Source organism: Pseudoduganella lutea, from assembly GCF_004209755.1.
GTDB classification, from domain to species: domain Bacteria; phylum Pseudomonadota; class Gammaproteobacteria; order Burkholderiales; family Burkholderiaceae_D; genus Rugamonas; species Rugamonas lutea.
The window spans coordinates 7,291,553-7,310,454 of sequence record NZ_CP035913.1; the positions used below are offsets into that span (position 1 = coordinate 7,291,553).

At 67.8% G+C, this 18,902-nt stretch carries 9 protein-coding genes; 4 read left to right on the forward strand and 5 right to left on the reverse strand.

The features are described 5' to 3' along the window. Nucleotides 1-128 precede the first annotated feature (128 nt). Nucleotides 129-3,482 (forward strand): DUF8487 domain-containing protein, encoded by a 3,354-nt coding sequence (locus EWM63_RS30710; RefSeq protein WP_130189908.1) that lies wholly within the window; start codon nucleotides 129-131, stop codon nucleotides 3,480-3,482. A 52-nt stretch (nucleotides 3,483-3,534) separates the two neighbouring features. On the opposite strand, the gene EWM63_RS30715 is transcribed toward EWM63_RS30710, so the two are convergent. The 4 genes from EWM63_RS30715 to EWM63_RS30730 form a co-directional block, all read right to left on the reverse strand. After that, complete coding sequence (locus EWM63_RS30715; RefSeq protein ID WP_130189909.1) at nucleotides 3,535-3,996, reverse strand: hypothetical protein; 462 nt, start codon at nucleotides 3,994-3,996, stop codon at nucleotides 3,535-3,537. A gap of 1,490 nt (nucleotides 3,997-5,486) precedes the next feature. Further along, complete coding sequence (locus EWM63_RS30720) at nucleotides 5,487-8,144, reverse strand: glycoside hydrolase family 3 C-terminal domain-containing protein (RefSeq protein ID WP_130189910.1); 2,658 nt, start codon at nucleotides 8,142-8,144, stop codon at nucleotides 5,487-5,489. Nucleotides 8,145-8,395: 251 nt separating this feature from the next. Beyond that, nucleotides 8,396-8,758, reverse strand: a complete 363-nt coding sequence (locus EWM63_RS30725; RefSeq protein WP_130189911.1) for a TIR domain-containing protein — start codon at nucleotides 8,756-8,758, stop codon at nucleotides 8,396-8,398. A 234-nt stretch (nucleotides 8,759-8,992) separates the two neighbouring features. Next, nucleotides 8,993-10,681 (reverse strand): sensor domain-containing diguanylate cyclase, encoded by a 1,689-nt coding sequence (locus EWM63_RS30730; protein ID WP_229487613.1) that lies wholly within the window; start codon nucleotides 10,679-10,681, stop codon nucleotides 8,993-8,995. A 277-nt stretch (nucleotides 10,682-10,958) separates the two neighbouring features. Here EWM63_RS30730 and EWM63_RS30735 point away from each other — a divergent pair, with 277 nt between their 5' ends. Next, the gene (locus tag EWM63_RS30735) at nucleotides 10,959-14,702 is read left to right on the forward strand and encodes a CHASE domain-containing protein (protein ID WP_130189912.1); all 3,744 of its coding nucleotides are present in this window, start codon (nucleotides 10,959-10,961) and stop codon (nucleotides 14,700-14,702) included. Then, on the forward strand, nucleotides 14,591-14,932 hold the full coding sequence (locus tag EWM63_RS32195; protein ID WP_229488003.1) for a response regulator: 342 nt from the start codon (nucleotides 14,591-14,593) through the stop codon (nucleotides 14,930-14,932). The genes EWM63_RS30735 and EWM63_RS32195 overlap by 112 nt, the downstream gene beginning before the upstream one ends. Nucleotides 14,933-15,013: 81 nt before the next feature. Here EWM63_RS32195 and EWM63_RS30745 read toward each other — a convergent pair whose 3' ends face one another. Next, nucleotides 15,014-15,718: a GntR family transcriptional regulator gene (locus EWM63_RS30745; RefSeq protein ID WP_130189914.1), complete on the reverse strand. Its 705-nt coding sequence runs from the start codon at nucleotides 15,716-15,718 to the stop codon at nucleotides 15,014-15,016. Nucleotides 15,719-15,921: 203 nt separating this feature from the next. On the opposite strand from EWM63_RS30745, the gene EWM63_RS30750 reads away from it, so the two are divergent. Then, the gene (locus EWM63_RS30750; protein ID WP_130189915.1) at nucleotides 15,922-18,894 is read left to right on the forward strand and encodes a glycoside hydrolase family 2 protein; all 2,973 of its coding nucleotides are present in this window, start codon (nucleotides 15,922-15,924) and stop codon (nucleotides 18,892-18,894) included. The last annotated feature ends 8 nt before the right edge of the window (nucleotides 18,895-18,902 follow it).

An 18,902-nucleotide genomic window follows, 5' to 3' on the forward strand; every position in this document is an offset into this window, starting at 1 on the left:
CGTGCGGACCGCTGACGGATCGGCAACTCGTTGGCGCTTGCTCATCTTGTTGACTGCTTGGCAGCCACCCACCCCCGGTGCCCGGCCGCACGCGATAATGCGCGGTCCCGTTGCCTGCCATCTCGCCGATGAACCATTCCGCCTTGCCATTCTTCCGCCGCGCGATTGCCCGCTCCCCGGCCGCCCTGTTCACCATTGCCCTGTTCGCGGCGCTGCCGGCACTTGCCGCCGCCGACACGCGCGACCTTGCCGGCACGTGGCGCTTTGCCCTCGACCGCCATGACGAAGGGATCGCCGCACGCTGGCAGACCCGCGCGATGATGGACCGGTTCGCGGACCGGATCGTGCTGCCCGGCATCCTGAATGCGCAAGGCCATGGTGACGAGATCTCGACGCAGACCCCCTGGGTGCTGTCGCTGTATGACAAGGACTGGCACCTGCGCGAGGATTACAAGGCCCATACGACGCCGGGCAATGTGAAGGTGCCGTTCCTGTCGCAGCCGCCGCGCCACTACCTGGGCGCGGCCTGGTACCAGCGCGATATCGACGTGCCGGCCGCCTGGCGCGGCAAGCGCGTGGCACTGCACATGGAGCGCCCGCGCTGGGGCTCCACGCTGTGGTTGGACGACCGCGAAATCGGCAGCAACCGCAGCCTGGTTGCCGAACACGTGTACGACCTGGGCCTGCTGGCGCCAGGGCGGCACCGCCTCACCGTGCGCGTGGACAACCGCATGCTGATGAACTACCGGCCCGATTCGCACAGCGTGTCCGATTCGCTGGGCATGAGCTGGAACGGCATCGTCGGCAAGGTGGCGCTGCGCGCCACGTCACCGGTATGGATCGACGATGTCCAGGTCTACCCCAACGTGGCCGACCGCACCGCCCGCGTGCGGGTGAAGATCGGCAATGCCGGCGGCAATGCCGGCAGCGGTACCGTGCGCGCCAATGGCCGGCGCGTCGCCGTGGCCTGGACCGCCCACGGCGGCAGCGTTGAATTCACCGTGCGCTACCCGCGCGATGCCGCGCTGTGGGACGAGTGGAACCCCGCGCTGCAGGCGCTGTCGCTTGAGCTCGACGGTCCGCAGGCGCGCGACCGGCGTCTCGTCAAGTTCGGTTTCGTGGAGATCAGGGCGGCAGGCACGCAGATGCTGGTCAACGGCCGCCCCACCTTCATGCGCGGCACCCACCACGGCGGCGATTTTCCGCTAACCGGCTATCCGCCGACCGACGTGGCGTACTGGAAGAAGATCTTCAGGATCAACAAGCAATGGGGCATCAACCACGTGCGCTTCCATTCGTTCAACCCGCCGGAAGCGGCATTCCAGGCGGCGGACGAGGTGGGCATCTACCTGCAGCCCGAACCGGGCATGTGGAACGCCGTCTCGCCGGGCACGCCGATGGAGACGATGCTGTACGAGGAAACGGAGCGGATGATCCGCGCCTACGGCAACCATCCGTCGTTCCTGCTGCTCAGTCCCAGCAACGAGCCAAAGGGCAACTGGAAGGCGGCGTTCGACAAGTGGATCGCCCACTACCGCGCGGCCGACCCGCGCCGGCTGTACACGAACGGCACCGGCCACACGGAACCGAGCGTGCCGGAGGTGGACAAGGGTACCGACTACCTGGCGATCCAGCGCATCGGCCCGAAACCGCTGCGCAACAAGACAGGATGGTTCGGCCGGGATTATTCGGCCTCGCTGGAAGGCATCGGCGTGCCCGTGCTGTCGCATGAGAACGGCCAGTGGGTGGCCTACCCCGACTTCTCGGTGATCGACAGGTTCACGGGCTACCTGCGCCCGGGGAACTACGAGATCTTCCGCGATTCCGCCAGGGCGCGCGGTGTGCTGGACAAGAACCGCGAGTTCGCCCTCGCCTCGGGCCGCTGGCAGCTGGCCTGCTACAAGGAGGAAATCGAAGCGATCCTGCGCACGCCGGGCATGAGCGGCTACCAGCTGCTGGACCTGCACGATTACCTGGGCCAGGGCACGGCGCTGGTCGGCCTGCTCGACACGTTCTGGGAATCGAAGGGCTATGCGTCCGCCGAGGCTTTTCGCCGCTTCAACGGCGAGACCGTGCCGCTGGCGCGCGTGACGCGCCTCGTGCTGACCACTGCCGACACGCTCGACGTGCCGGTGGAGATCGCCCACTACGGCAGGGACACGCTGCGCGGCGCACGGCCGTGGTGGAAGATCGTCGACGCCACCGGCACCACGGTGGCGGGTGGCAGCTTCACCGCCACCGACCTGCCGGTGGGCCACAATGCGCAACTGGGCCGCATCGCCCTGCCCTTGGCCGGCATGAAGGCGCCGGCGCGTTACCGGCTGGTCGTGGGCCTGGCCGATACGGCGATCGAGAACGACTGGAATTTCTGGCTGTATCCGCAGGCGCTGCGGGCCGACGCGCCGGCCGACGTGCTCGTGACCCGCACGTGGCCGGAAGCCGAAGCACGGCTGGCCGGCGGCGGCAAGGTGCTGTACCTGCCGCGCAAGGCGGACCTGGACTGGACGTCGCCGCCAATGGCCGACGTGCCCGTGTTCTGGAACCGCCTGATGAACCCGGCCTGGAGCCGCATGCTGGGGCTGTGGATCGACAAGGCCCACCCTGCACTGGCCGGCTTCCCGACGGAAGACCACTATGACTGGCAATGGGCCGAGGTGGCGGCGACGGCGCGCGGCATGAACCTGTCAAGCCTGCCGCGTGGCTTGCAGCCGATCGTCCAGCCGATCGATGACTGGAACCGCAACTACAAGCTCGGCCTCCTGTTCGAGGCGCGTGTCGGCAATGGCCGGCTGGTCGTCTCCACGGCGGACCTGGACAGCGACCTTGACCAGCGCGTGGTGGCACGCCAGTTGCGCAAGTCCGTGCTCGACTACATGGGCAGTGCCGCCTTCGCGCCACGCACCGCACTCGAGCCGGCGGCGATGCGTGCGTCGCTGTTCGACACGCGCGTGATGCAAAAGCTGGGTGCCACGGCCACCGGCTGGCGCGATGCCGGGAAGGCGATCGATGGCGATCCGAACACGTATGCGCTGGAAACCGTTCGCGGCGACGCACCCCGGCCGCAGCCGGCGCTGACGATCGCCTTCCCGGCCGCCGTGCCATTCGACGGCCTCGTGCTCATGCCGCGCCAGAACCACCGCGACCACGAAGGCGATGTGCGCGAGTGGCTGGTGCAGGCCAGCGACGACGGCACCACGTGGCGCGACGTGAAGCGCGCCACGCTGGGATCGACGTTCGATCCGCAAACGATCCGCTTTGAAAAACTGAGCACGCGCTGGCTGAAACTGACGGCGCTGTCCGGCTTCGGCGCCGACCGGGCCAGCGCGCTCGCCGACGTGGCCGTGTCGTACACGGGACCGGCGCTGCCCGACGAAGCCGCCGAACTGCAGTACCAGCGTTCGCGGTCGGCATCGTCGGATATCGACGAAGCGGGCATGGATGACCGGCGCCCGGCACGGCCCGAGGCGGCGGGCAAGCGCTGACCATGGATGGCGGGAAGCTGGCGCCGCCAACTGGGGCAACCGCGCACCCTGTCTACAGATCGGAACTGCGGCGCACCTGGCGGCGCCGGTCGGCGTACGGCTGCACGGATTTCAGCTGGTGGCTGCTGCGCCACATCGACGCATGCGTCCAGCAGCCGTTGACGGTGCGCCGCACCCAGATGTCGCGCCACGGATTGCGCACCGTACCTGTCAACCCGAGCAGCCAGCTGCGCGGGGTAACGCTCTCGCCATCGGCCATGATCCGGTCGCCCTCCACGATCGCGTAGTGATACGTGTAGCGAAAGCGGACACGCAGCTCGGTGCCGTGCGGCAGGAACAGCTCTTTCCACTGATACCCCCGCACCGCCCCCGCCCCATTCGCGGCGAGCCAGTAGCGCACGGCGACCGGGACGATGTCTTCAGGATTGCGGTCGTCACCGACCTTGCGCAGTTGCATCAGCAGGTCGATGTAGGTGCTTGGTTTCAGTGCGATGTTGAATGCCTCGCTTGTCATCGAAATCTCCTGTTTTGTTTCTTCACTGCTGTTGGATATCGAATTGCAGGGAAAGTTCAGCAGGATGCAGGCGGGTGGGCGAACGATCAATCGGGCAGTCGGGCGGTCGGGCAAGCAGCCAGGCAGCCAGTCAGGCAATCAGCCAGTCAGCCAGTCAGGCAGTCAGGCAAGATGCCCCATATGCATAGATGGTTGGCGGTTAGGCGCGGGCGCCTCGTCAACTGTCGAAAAGCCTCGCGGTTGCCTCGACGGTCCGCTGCAAAGTGTTGATTTGATTGAGAAGGCCAAATCGCGACGAGGCGATCGGCAGACGCTTCGAGAACAAACGAGGCGCGGGCCACCACTGCGGAACCGGCAATATATACCCGGCAACGATGGACGACGCCCGCCGGCCTCAGCGGCTGCCGCTCCTCCGCGCCCGCCGCCGCCTTCGCCCGCCGAGGCCTTCGTCCGACCCCTCCATTCGCGCCGCCTGCCGCACTCAGCGGGAAGAGGATAGATATTGACGGTTGGGGGCCTGGAGCGGCCGCCTCGTCGTCTATCGAAATGCCTCGCGACTGCCTCGGCGGTCCCCTGCGAGGTATTGATTTGATTAGGGAACCCGAATCGCGACGAGGCGATCGGCAGACGCTGCGAGAACAAACGAGGCGTGGGCCGCCACTGCGGAACCGACGATATATACCCCGCTACGACCGCTAATACCCGCCGGCCTCAGCGGCGGCGGCTCCCCTGCGCCCGCCGCCGCCTTTGCCTGCCGCCACCTTCGCCCGCCGCCGCCCGCCGCCGCCTGCCGCCGCCTCCGCCTGCCGCACTCAGCGGGAAGAGGATGGGTATTGATGGTTAGGGGCCTGGGGCGGCCGCCTCGTCGTCTATCGAAATGCCTCGCGATTGCCTCGGCGGTCCGCTGCAAGGTGTTGATTTGATTGGGGAGGTTGAATCGCGACGAGGCGATTGTCAGACGCTGCGAGAACGAACGAGGCGTGAGCCGCCACCGCGGAACCGAGGATATACCCGGCAATGCTGGCCAACGCTCGCCGGCCTCAGCCGCGGCCGCTCGCCTGCGCCTGCCGCCGCCGTGCTTGCCGACTGCCTGCGCTCGCGATCCGCAGCAGAGCATCCTTCACCGATCAAGCTCGCTCCGCACAGAAAGCGCGTGCAGCTCGCCGATAGTCTGGGCAAATGCCTTGCTGCCAGGCCTATCTGCGTAAAGCTCGCTGCTTAGCTACTTAGCTACTTAGCTGCTTAGCTACTTAGCTACTTAGCTGCTTAGCTGCTTAGCTGCTTAGCTGCTTAGCTGCTTAGCTGCTTAGTGCTTAGCTAATTAACTGGTTTGCTGGTTTGCTGGCTTGCTGGCTTGCTGGCTTGCTGGCTTGCTGGCTAGCTCGTATGCTGGCGTGCTGGCTATGCTGGCAACCCGGTGAACCGGCAACCCGGCGCCCCGGCGAGCCGCCCCGCCCAGCGCTGCAGCGCCGCCCTCTTCCAAACGTCGCTCACTTCGGCAACGCAAACTCACCTTCGACCAGCAACTTCGCCTGCCCAACCCTGGCAAACCTCGGCTGCCCGCCACCGGCATACACGGTGTACTCGCCGGAGCGCACCGAGCGCCGGCCCGCGGTGTCCACCTGCGACTGCGCGCGGGCATCGATGTCCATCGTCACGACCTGGCTAGCGCCGGCCTTTACGTGCACGCGCCGGAAGCCGGCCAGCACGGGGTTCGAGCGGTCGCCCGGCTTGGCAAGGTACAGCTGCACCACTTCGTCGCTGTCGCGCTTGCCCGTGTTGCGCACGGTGACCGTGGCCTTGACCGCCTGCCCCGCCTTCACGCGCGTGGTGGACAGCTTCGGCGCGGCGTAGCTGAACGTGGTGTAGGCGAGGCCATGGCCGAACGGATGCAGCACCGGACCGTTGAAGTAGCGGTAGGTGCGGTGCTGCATCGAGTAATCGGCGAACGGCGGCAGATCCGTCTCGGAGCGCACGATCGTGTAGGGCAGGCGGCCAGCCGGGCTGACGGCGCCGGACAGCACGCGCGCGATCGCGGCGCCGCCGCCCTCGCCCGGATACCAGGCGTGCACGATGGCGTCCGCGTTCGCTTCCACCCACGGGTCCGAGATCGGCCCGCCGGTCAGGTAGACCACCACCAGCGGCCTGCCGGTGGCCTTCACGGCTTCGAGCATGCGGCGCTGCGCGTCCGGCAGCGCCAGCGTGAGGCGGTCGCCGCCACGGAAGCCAGGATAGTCCACCTTCATCTCCTCGCCTTCCAGGTCGGGCGACAGGCCGACCATCGCGACCGCCACGTCGCCGGCGCGCGCGGCCGCCACGGCGTCGGCGACGAGCGCCTCTTGCGGCGCCACCCATTCCAGCGCGCTGTGGCGGTCGTTCTCCGTGCGCGCATAATCGATGCGCACGCGGCGCGGCGTCGTGTCGTCGAACGTGAAGTGGATCTTCTCCATGCGCTGCTGGCAGTTGCCGGCCACGCATTCAGCCGTATTGCCGGCGCCGATCCCCGCCTTCTCGGGCGAGACCACCAGTTCGTCGTCGATCCACACGCGGATGTTCGGCAGCGGGCGGTCGCGCGGCACGATCATGCGGAAGCCCAGTTCGTACTTGCCCGGCCGCGGCGGCACGATGACGCCCGTCCAGCGGACCGAGAACCGCTTTGGCTCGAAGCCCTGTGGCGCGCTGTGCTCGAAGTTGAAGTTGATGACGGGGTCGATGCGCGTCATTTTCGGCGTGCCGGCGAATTCCAGGTTGTCGAAATACTCGCCTTTCAGGCCATGCTGGCCGCTGTCCGCCGCCACCTTCAAATACGTTTCCGGGATCGGCATGCGCTTGCCGTCGATCAGCGGCGCGCCGGGCGCATAGCCTACCTGGTCGGCGCCGAACGCCCTGCGCAGTTCATCCACCGGCAGCGCCGGGTGCGCGATCGTGCCGTTGTAGTTGCCCTCCAGGCTTTGCAGCAGCGCCGCGTTCGGCCCGATCACGGCAATGCGCGCGCCCTTGGCGAGCGGCAGCGTGCCGCCATCGTTCTTGAGCAGCACGATCGCTTCCTCGGCGGCCTGCTGCGCCAGCGCGCGGTGCTGTGCCGAATTGATCGCGCTGTACGGCACCTTGTCGTACACGCTGCCATCGAGCAGGCCCATGCGGATGCGCGCGGCCAGCAGGCGCACCAGCGACGTGTCGATCTCGGCCTCGGTGATCAGGCCTTTCTCCACCGCTTCCGGCAGGCCCAGGTAACTCTGGCCGCATACCAGGTCGGTGCCCGCCTTCACGGCAGTGGCCGAAGCATGGGCAATGTCGGGCGACGTCTTGTGGCCGGTGACCAGGTCACGCACGGAATCGCAGTCGGACACGATGAAGCCGTTGAAACCCCAGTCCTGGCGCACCAGGCCATTCTGCAGCGGGTGCGCGCACATGGGAATGCCGTCCACCGCGTTGTACGCGCACATCAGCGAATACGCTTTCGCATCCACGATCGCGTTGCGGAACGCAGGCAGGTACGTGTCTTCCAGGTCGAATGGCGACACGTCCACGTTGAAGCTGTGGCGCTCCGGCTCGGGGCCGGAATGCACGACGAAGTGCTTTGGCGTGGCCACGCCCTTGTACAGTGCCGGATCGGTGCCCTGGATGCCGCGGATGAACGCCATGCCCAGCTGGCCGGTGAGGTGCGGGTCCTCGCCATAGGTTTCCTGGCCACGGCCCCAGCGCGGATCGCGGTAGATGTTGATGTTCGGCGTCCAGTAATTGACGCCGAAGTAGCGCGCCGTGCCCCTGCCGTCGCGCCGCAGCGCCGCATTGAAGTTGGCGCGACCTTCCAGCGCGATCGCATCGGCGACGCGCTCCGCGAGCGCCGTGTTCCAGGTGGCCGCGAGACCGATCGCCTGCGGGAACACGGTCGCCTGGCCGGCCCGCGCCACGCCGTGCAGCACCTCGTTCCACCAGTCGTAACGCTTGAGCCCGAGGCGCTCGATGGCCGGCGCGCCGTTCTGCATCTGTTCCGCCTTTTCCTTCAGCGTCATGCGCGCCGCCATGTCCCGCGCGCGCACCTCGGGGGACAGCCTGGTGTCGCGGAATATGGGCGTGGTCTCCTTCGCGGGTTCGGCCGCCGCCAGTCCCGGCGCACAGGCCAGCCCCACGGCCAGCGGCATCATGGCCAGCCGAAAGGCGGCGAGGATACCCGGGCGTGGCCGGGATGGCGAGGGTGAGGGTGAGGGTGAGGGTGAGGGTGAGGTCGGGCGCGCGCCGCGGCTGGCAGTGGGATGCATGGGTCTCCTGGACGGTCTGATGACGAAGTGCCGGTTATCCGGCAATTCTGCAGGCTCGTGGCGACCATGGCAATGTTGAAATTCCCCAAAGGCCAAGCGATTTTACGGGCGCGGCCGCGGCCAGTGCCAGTGCCGCGTCAGGCGGCCGGGATGTCGTCGAGCGTCTGATAGACGGGCAGCCCGCGCTCGCGTGCGTGCCGCACGTCGCTATCGGCGCCGCGCGACGCGCCGGCGATCCGGTACACGGCATCGCACTGGTCGATCACACGGCGCGCCACGTCGTACAAAAACTCCGCAGGCACATATTCGGCCACCCGGCCGTGGCCCGCGTGCTGGGCCAGTGGCAAGGCCAGCCACTCGCCGATCAGCGGCACGTGCCCTTTTTCATAGACCTGCCAGGCCGCCGCCTCGAGCGCGCGCAGGTTGCGCGCAATGTGCAGCAGGTCGCCTTCCGTACCGCTGCGGTACGGGCCGGCAATCAAGATACTCATCGGTTTCATCGTCTTCTCCCCTTGTTGGAAAAACACGATATTACACGCATCTGCACGTTTTTACACGTTTATGCGCGAATTGCCGCTAAAACTTGTCATGCACGAAATGGATAGTGCCTATCAGAATTGACAATTGGTGTCCCGGACGCGGGCTGGCGATAATGGCCCGTCTCCTCCATTGTTCTGAAAACGTACCGGAACTTCGGCCCGCTCATCGAGCGGGCTTTTTTTTTGGCGGATCGGTCAGGCGTGGGCCACCCCGGGCGGTGTGGCGGCCCGGGGAGGATGCTCGTCAAGGCCACGCACGCTGGCAAGCTTCTCGGCACCGACCACGTTGACCGCATAGCCGTTGCGGCCGGCGGCCTTCACGCCGTACAGCGCGTAGTCGGCCGACTGCATGATCGCTTCGGCATTCGTGGGCACACCCGTGATGGCGATGCCGATGCTGGCCGTCACGCGCAGCGTGGAGCCGCCGACGACGAACGGGGCCTGCATCGCGGCCAGGATCTTGTCGCCCAACTGGTGCGCCTCGCCGGTGCCGCGCACCTGTTCGAATACGACCACGAATTCATCGCCCGCCAGCCGCGCCACGGTGTCGGTGCAACGTACGGCGCCCTGCAGCCGGGCCGAAAATTCCACCAGCACGGCGTCACCCACGGCATGGCCATGGGTGTCGTTGATGCTCTTGAAGCGGTCGATGTCGAGAAAGGCCACGGCCACCGACTCGCCCGAACGCCGCGCGCGTGCCAGCGCCGCGGGCAGGAACTGGTCGAACATGCGGCGGTTGTGGGTGCCGGTCAGCACGTCGGTCGTGGCCAGCCGGTGCAGGTCGTCGGAGGCCTGCTTGCGGCTGCTCGACAGCCGGTACAGCGCACGGCTCAGCAAGCCGAATTCGTCGGCATGGTCGACGTTGAAGGCGCTGATGTCGGTAGCGCCGGCATCGATCGACTCGACGACACGCTGCAGTTCATCCAGGGGTTCCAGCAGCACCTTCACGAGGCCCCAGCCGAAGATCCCGGCCATCGCCGTGAACAGGCCGGCGGCGCCGAGCGCGTTGAACCACACGGATGCCATCGGCGCGAACGCATCGCGCAGCGGATAGGACACGGCCACGGTCCAGTCCACGTGGCGCAGGCGCTTCCAGGCCACCAGCGCCGGCTCCTTGCCGTCGAGGATGTCGGCGCGCCAGCCTTCCGGCCCGGCCAGGGGCGCTGCCAGCGCGGGCATCTCGTCGCCGGACGGGCGGGTCAGGATCAGTTCCTTCTGCGGATGGTGCACCACGGTGCCGTCGTTGGCGACGATGAACAGGTAACCCTGTTCGCGGGTGCGCAGCGCTTCGACCTGGGCAGCGAAGGCGGGCCGCAGCAGGTCGAGACCGCCGACGAGGACCGCGTAGATATTGCCCCTGGCATCGTGCAGCGGCTGCGCCACCGACACCACCGGGCGCCCCGACAGCTGGCTGCGGAACGGCGCCGAAATCACGCTGTCGCGCGAGCGCAGCACTTCCTGGAAGTACGGCCGCGTGCTCACGTTGAGCATCTTGTCACGACGGTTCTTCAAGTTCGCCACATAGTCGCCGCGCACGTCGAACGCCACCACATTGGAGAATTCGTCACGCAGCCCCGGATGCGATTCCAGCAACGCCTGCACGTCGCGCACGCTCAGGTTGCGCGTCTGCGCCTCTTCCGCGATGCTGCGCAACACGCCCTGCCTTGCGCGGACGTCGTTGTCCAGATAGGCGGCGGCGCCGGACAGCGCCGAGATCTCCTGCCGCGCGATCATGCGCTGGATCTGCGATTCGGCGATCAGCAGCGAGATGCCGCACACGCCCACGGCGGCGATGAGCACCATCGAGGTCACCAGGAGGGAGACCTTGGACTTGAAGCTGGTGAAGGGTAAGGCGGCCGAGAACACGACAACTCCCTGGCGCACGAAGACGCATCGATCGTTGATCCGGCGGGAGCTTGGGCCAGGGGTGCGGTCCCGCGCAGGGGTATTGGGGCAAGACCGCGATCACACGATTATAACGGTGGCATCAACACGGGGCAGCCGGATTCATGGCAGATGTTGCCTAGGAACAACGATAATAAGAACGAAGGCAGCATCGCGGCCACCGCCGCTACGGCCGCGTTTGCCGCACAGCCATAGAATGCAACTTTATACCAACTAGGGCATCATCGCGACATTACCGGGAGGAGAACAATACCGCATGGAGACGCGTTCCGGTCCGCTCACCGCCACTGCCGGCAGGGTCGTGCTGTGCGCGCTCGCCTATGTACTGGCCGCTACGCTGTGCATTGCCATTTCGGTACCGACCGGTAACAACAGCCCCGTCTGGATTCCCACCGGGATCGCGCTCGCGGCGGTCTTGCGCCATGGCCGCCCGATGCTCGCTGGCGTCGCGGCGGGCGCCTTCGCCGTCAACCTTTACCTGCTGGCGCGCTGGCTCGGCTTCGGCGGCGCGTCCATCGCCACCGCGCTGGTCATCGCCGCCGGCAATACGCTGGCCGCCGGTGCCGGCGCCTGGCTCGTGCGGCGCAATGCCCGTGCGCTGCGGCGCGACAGTCCCCTGCTCGTCTACGCTTACGTGCTCGCGGTGATGGCAGCCGCGATGATCGGCGCCGCACCGGGCGCTTGCGCACAGGCCCTGGTCGGGCAACTGCCGTGGAGCAGCGTGGGCTCCGTGATCGTGCTGTGGTGGCTGGGCAATGTCATGGCCCTGCTGCTCGTCACACCGCTCCTGGCCGCCTGGACCTGCAACAAGGCCGTGCGCCAGTTGCGCAAGCGGGAAACGGCCAGCGAGGTCGCCCTGCTGCTGGCACTGACCGCGCTCGCCACGCTGTGCCTGTTCCAACTGGGGACCGCCGCAGTGCAGGCGTGGGCGCCGTTCCTGCTGCTCGCCCCCGTCATCGGCGCGGCCTGCCTGTACGGCGCGCCGGCCGGCACCGCCGCCGCGGCCATCGTGGCAACGGGCGCCGTCGCCGTCACGCTGGCCGGCAGCGGCCCGTTCGCGACCCGCGACCAGTTCCATTCCCTGCTGGGGCTGGACATCTACCTGGCATCGCTGGGCATTGCCGTCATGCTCATCACGAACACGGCCGCCGGCCACCACCGCCCCGCCACCTTGCCACGACCGGGCCGGTGGCCGATGGCCACCCTGGCGCTGTGCCTGGCCATCACGGCCGCGGCGTGGCATGCGGTGGACGCCCACACGGAACGCCGTATCCGCGAACAGTTCGACGCGATCATCGACCTGACCTGGCAGCAGATGGAATACCGGATGGGCAACTACCGGCGCATACTCATGGCCGGCAAGGCCTACTTCGATGCGTCGGACGACATCGAGGCCGCCGAATGGGAAGCCTACGTCGCCAACTTCGACGTGGAGCGCGCATTTCCGGGCACGCTGGGAATCGGTTTCGCGACATGGTTGCGCACCCCGGCCGCCGCACAGGAATTCGTGCAGCGCAAGCGTGCTTCCCGGCCGGCCTACCGCATCTGGCCGGAGCCGGTGCGCTGGCCCGTCGCGGCGGTCACCTACCTTGCGCCGACGAACGACGGTAACGAGCGTCCGCTCGGCTACAACATGACGTTCGAGGCCAACCGGCGCATCGCGCTGACGCAGTCCATCGCCAGCGGCGGCATCGGCAGCACCGGCACGATCCTGCTGGTGCATGACTTCGACCGGCAGCCGCAGCAGGGCATGCTGATGTTCATGCCGGTCTATCACCGGGGCGCCCCCGTGGCCACGCGCGCGGAACGCGAAGCGGCGCTGCGCGGCTTCATCTACAGCCCGTTCCGCGTACACGAGATGGTCGGCGCCCTGCTCGGCCGGCATGACGCGTTCTCGCTGCGGATCGTCGACCTGCATCCGGCATCGGCCGGCAAGGAACTCTACCGCAGTGCCGGCGGTGAAGTACGCGGCCCCCGTTACGTGCGGCCCCTGGCGGCCGTACGCACGCTGGCGATCGACGAAACGGGCCACCACTGGCAGCTCGAATTCACCGCCAGCGCGGCCTTCGAGGCGGGCATCGACCGGCAAGGCCCGCTGTTGACGCTGGGCCTGGGATCGCTGATCAGCTTTCTGCTGTTCGGCATCGTGCGCGGGCTGGCGACGACGCGCGAACGGGCGCTGCAGATGGCGCGCCAGATCACCCGTGAGCTGCAGATGCAGCAGCGCGTGGCGCGCGAGGGGGAGGAGCGCTTCCGCCTGTTCACCGCCAGCGTGCGCAGCCACGCCATCATCTTCCTCGACGCGGCCGGCCACGTGGAAGCATGGAACGATGGCGCCGCCAAGATGTTCGGGCACTCGGACGCCGAAGCGATCGGCCGTGCGCTCGACCTGTGGGTAGATCCCGAGCCCGGCCGGGCCCTGCTGGCCGAAGCGACGGCGGGCGACAGCGGGATGGCCGCCATGGAGCTGGTGCGCAAGGATGGCACGCGCTTCACGGGCGAACTGCAACTGACGGCGGTGCGGCACGATGGCGTGGCGGCCGGCTTCGCGTGCATCGTGTATGACGTGACGGCCAAGCGCAAGGTGGAGGAGCAGTTGCGCCAGGCGGCTGCCATCGCGCAGAGCGCGAGCCAGGCCAAGAGCGCATTCGTGGCCAACATGAGCCATGAATTGCGCACGCCGATGAACGGCGTGCTGGGCATCGCCGCGTTGCTGGAGCGAGGCACGCTGGCGAAGGAGCAGCGCGACCTGGTGCGGATGATCCGCACCTCCGGCGAGACCCTGCTGGCGGTGCTGAATGATATCCTCGACTTTTCCAAGATCGAGGCCGGCAAGGTCGAATTGCACCCGGAGCCGGTGGCGCTGGACGACGTCGCACTGGCCTGCGCGCGCCTGATGGCCGTGAACGGTGGCGGCCGCCTGCGCGTGCGCGTCGACGTGGCGCCCTCCCTGCCGGCCACCATCGTGGTCGATGCGCTGCGCCTGGAACAGATCCTGACGAACCTGATCGGCAATGCGCTGAAGTTCACCGAACGGGGCGCCGTGGACTGCCGCTTCGCCCGCGCCACGCTGTCTGGCGCGCCGGCCTTGCGCGTCGATGTTTCCGATACGGGCATCGGCATCGATCCGGAGCAGCAGAAACGCCTGTTTTCCGCGTTCGCCCAGGCCGACGCGTCGACGACACGGCGCTTCGGCGGCACCGGGCTCGGCTTGACGATCGCGCGCAGCCTGGCCGAATTGATGGGCGGTACGCTGGGCGTTGCCAGCACCCCGGGCAGTGGCAGCACGTTTACGCTGACGGTGCCGCTGCGCGAGGCCGGCGTGCCGGATCCCTACATGCTGCAGCCCCCACACCTGCAGTTGCCGGTGCTGCTGTGCGAACCGGATGCGGTGGTGGTCTCGGCGCTGGCCAACGCCACCGCGCGCTGGGGCTGGCACCTGCACGTTGCCCACGATCCTGCCCGCCTGGGATTGCTGCTGGCGGTGCCGGGCACGCTCCCGTACGACCTGGCCATCGTCGGGCCCGGCATCGATGCGGCCGCGGTCCTGGCCACGCTGGCGGCTAGGCGCGCCCAGATGCCCGCCGGTTTCACGGTGATCCGCATCGTGGCCGGCTTCGACGTCCCGGCCGCGGAGACACCGGTGCCCTTCGCCTTCGCCACCGTGCATGCGCCAGCCACGCGCGCCGCGTTGCATGCGGCCTTGCTGGAGGCGCGTCACGCGCCGGCGTCGGCCACGGTCGTCCCCCGGCCGATGCCGATGCCAGCGACAGTGCCGATTCGGACGCCCATTCCGATTCCGGTTCCGACTCCGGCGCCGCCATCGACCAGCCGCCACTGGCCGGCATGCGCGTGCTGCTGGCCGAGGACAATGTCATCAACCAGACAGTGGCCGTTGCGCTGCTCGACTACGCCGGCGCCATCGTCACCGTGGCCGGTGATGGTGCCGAGGCGGTGGCCCGCCTTCGGCGCGACCCCGCCGGCTGCGACGCGGTGTTGATGGACGTGCAGATGCCGGTGATGGACGGCCTGGCCGCGACGCGCGAAATCCGCCATGCACTGGCATTGGCGCTGCCCGTGATCGCCATGACGGCCGGTGTCACGCAGGACGAACGCGACGCCTGCACCGCCGCGGGCATGGACGATTTCATCGCCAAGCCCATCGACGAGGACGAACTGATCGACGTGCTGCGCAAGCATTGGCGCCGCCCCCCAACCGGCGCCCCCTGAGCCATGGTGTCGGACATGTTTTCCGGCGCTTGTTCGGAAAACGTGTCGGACACCGGTTCTCCCCGGAAGTCCCCCTCGATGTCAGTTCACCGGCAACACGAAATCCGGATACCGCGCGCGCAGCGCGTCGAGCTCCGACAAGGTGCCCGACAGGTGCTGCCGTACCCATGACTGGGCACTCGCGGCGTCGCCGTCGCCGATGGCCCGGGCGATCTCGGCATGCTGCTCGAGAATCGACCGGGCCTTGCCGTTCAGCGGCAGGTGCAGGCGGCGCAGCCGGTCCAGGTTGCCGCTGCCGTCGCGCAGCCGGTGCCACAGGCCCGCGAGCGATGCCGCGTCGTACATCGTGTGGTGGAATGCCATGTCCGCCGCCGTGAAGCTGGCCAGGTCGCCCGTGGCCAGGCAAGCTTCCTGCCGGGCCACGATGTCGAGCAGCCGCCCGGCCAGCCGCGGGTCCGGCCGCTGGGCCAGCGTGTGCACGAGCTCGAGCTCCACCGACAGCCGCAGGAAATGCGCCTCGCGTGCCGACGACAGGTCGACCGCGCGCACCCGCGTGGCATGCTGGGGAAACACTTCGACGAGCTTCTCGTCGTCCAGCCGCGCCAGCGCATCGCGCACCGGCGTGACCGACACATCGAAATAGCCGGCCAGGTCGGTGCGCGACAGCACGGCGCCGGGCGGCAGCGCCAGCGTGACGATCAGCTCGCGCAGGTGTTCATACACCTGCACTGCCGCGCTGCGGGACCGGTCGAGCCGGAAAGTGCCAGGTAAAGTGTAGTCGCTCATTTCTCGAAGGTTCGCCGCGGGATGGCGTGATTCTACCGGCTGCGCGGGCGCGGATCGCAATGACATGGCCCCGGATCAACTTCGTGAGCGATTGCCCGCAGCCGCCGGCGATGGCTGGACAGTGCGGCGCAGCCCCGGATAATCGCCGGAGCGCCCAGGCACCCGCCCGGCGCCATTGATATATTAGTATTCGAGAGACCTTGATGACCGCCACCTCTCACGTGGCACGGCACTTCGGCGCTTCCCTGCTGGTGTGCGCCGCCGTTGCCGGCCATGCGCTGCCGGCGCATGCCGCCCGCACCGTCTACAACTTCAACCCCGGCTGGCGGCTGGCCGTCACTGACACGCCAGAAGCCATTCGGCCGGCGTTCGACGACGCCACCTGGAAACCGGTGACCCTGCCGCGCGCGTGGAACGAGGACGAAGCATTCGCCAAGGACATCGTCGACCACTCGACCGGCATTGCCTGGTACCGCAAGCGCTTCACGCTGCCGGCCGCGGCGAAGGGCCGCAAGGTGTTCCTCGAATTCGAAGGCGCGCGGCAGGCGGCCGAAGTCTACGTCAACGGCCGGCGCATGGGCCTGCACGAGAACGGCGTCACGGCATTCGGCTTCGACATCACCGATGCGCTCGTGCCGGGCCGGAACGTGGTGGCGGTCCGCACCGACAACAGCTGGGATTACAAGGAAGCGGCGACGGGCCAGCGCTACCAGTGGGCCGACCGCAACTTCAACGCCAACTATGGCGGCTTGCCGAAGAACGTGAAACTGCACGTGACGGACCGGCTGTACCAGACCCTGCCCCTGTATTCGTCACTGGGCACGACCGGTGTCTACGTGTATGCGCGCGACTTCGACATTCCTGGCCGCCGCGCCACGATAGCGGCGGAATCGGAGGTGAAGAACGATGACGACCACGCGCGCACGTTCACCTATGAAGTGCGGCTGCGCGACCGCGACGGCAAGGAGGTGGCCCGTTTCGCCGCGCCGCCGCAGACCGTGACGCCGGGCGCCACCGCGACCGTGAAGGCGCAGGCGCCGGTGGCGGGACTGCACTTCTGGAGCTGGGGCTACGGCTACCTGTACGACGTGGAAACGACGCTGAAGGTCGACGGCGTGCCGGTCGACACCGTCGTCACGCGCACGGGCTTCCGCAAGACCGAGTTCAAGGACGGCGTGGTGAAGCTGAACGACCGCGTGCTCCAGCTCAAGGGGTATGCGCAGCGCACGTCGAACGAATGGCCGGCCGTCGGCATGTCGGTGCCGGCCTGGCTGAGCGACTACAGCAACGGCCTGGCGCTGGCCAGCAATGCGAATCTGATCCGGTGGATGCACATCACGCCATGGCGCCAGGACACGGAATCGCTCGACCGGCTCGGCCTCATGCATGCGATGCCGCCGGGGGACGCCGAAAAGGACGTCACGGGCCGGCGCTGGGAACAGCGCATCGAAGTGATGACGGACGCGATCGTCTACAACCGCAACAGCCCCAGCATCCTTTTCTACGAAAGCGGCAACCGCGGCGTGAGCGCGGAGCACATGCGCGAGATGAAGGCGCTGCGCGACCGCTACGACCCGCATGGCGGCCGCGCATCGGGCAGCCGGGAAATGCTGTCCACCGAACTGCACGGCATCGCCGAATATGGCGGCGAAATGCTGTACATAAACAAGAGCGCGCGCATTCCGATGTGGGCGATGGAATATTCGCGCGACGAGGGTGCCCGGAAGTTCTGGGACGAGTTCACCCCACCCTTCCACAAGGACGGCGACGGCCCGCTCCACAAGGGGCAACCCGCGCCCACCTACAACCGCAACATGGACACGCACGCGATCGAGAACGTGAAGCGCTGGTATGACTACTGGCGCGAGCGGCCCGGCACGGGCAGGCGCGTATCGTCCGGCGGTGTGAACATCGTGTTCTCCGATTCGAACACGCACCACCGGGGCGCCGAGAACTACCGCCGCAGCGGCGAAGTGGACGCGATGCGCATCCCGAAGGACGGTTTTCATGCCCACCAGGTGATGTGGGATGGCTGGGTGGATGTCGAGAAGCCGCGCGCCCACATCGTCGGCCACTGGAACTACGCGGCGGGTACCGTGAAGCCTGTCACCGTGATTTCCAGCGCGGACAAGGTGGCGTTGTACCTGAACGGCAAGAAGCTCGGCGAAGGCCGGCAGACCGAACGCTTCTTGTTCACGTTCGACAGCGTGGCCTGGCAGCCGGGTGAGCTGAAGGCGGTCGGCCTCGACTCGGCCGGAAAAAAGGTCTGCGAGACGACGCTGGCCACGGCCGGTGCTCCCGCCGCGCTGAAGCTGACGGCAATGACGGCGCCGGGCGGCATGCGCGCGGACGGCGCCGACCTGGCACTGGTACAGGTCGAAGTCGTCGACGCGCGGGGCCGCCGCAATCCGGTCGCGCTGGACACGGTGAAGTTCGACCTGCAGGGCCCGGCCGAATGGCGCGGCGGCATCGCGCAGGGTCCGGGCAACCATGTGCTGGCCCGCGCGCTGCCCGTCGAGGGCGGCGTGAACCGCGTGCTCGTGCGCAGCACCACCAAGCCGGGCCGCGTGGTGCTGCGCGCCAGCGCCGCCGGGCTGGCGCCGGCCACGGTGACGCTGGCCACGCAACCGTTCAAGGTCGAGGGTGGCCTGGCCACGCGCTTCCCGGCCGATGGCTTGCCGCTGCACCTCGACCGGGGGCCGACGCCGGCCACGCCTTCGTTCCGCGTGTCGCGCGTGACCGTTCCCGTGGCCTCGGCCGAAGCGGCCAGCAATGCGGGCGATGCCGCGTTGACGTTCGACGACGATGAAACGACGAAGTGGTCCAGCACCCCGGGCCACGGCGCCATCACCTACCGGCTCGCGCAACCGGCCACGCTCGGCGAAATCTCGCTGAAGCTTTCCGGCTGGCGCGAGCGCAGCTACCCGCTGCGCGTGATCGTCGACGACACACCCGTCTACGAAGGCATGACGCCGAAGAGCCTGGGCTACGTGACGCTGCCCCTGAAGCCGGTGCACGGCGGCACGGTGCGCGTGGAACTCAATGGCGTGGCCGACGAGTCCAATGCCATCAAGCTGACCGAGGTGGCGAACCAGGCGATCACCGATACCGGGGCGAACCAGACGCCGAAGGGCGTGCTGTCGATCGTCGAGATCGAGTTCTACACGGCGCCCTGAGCCGCGGG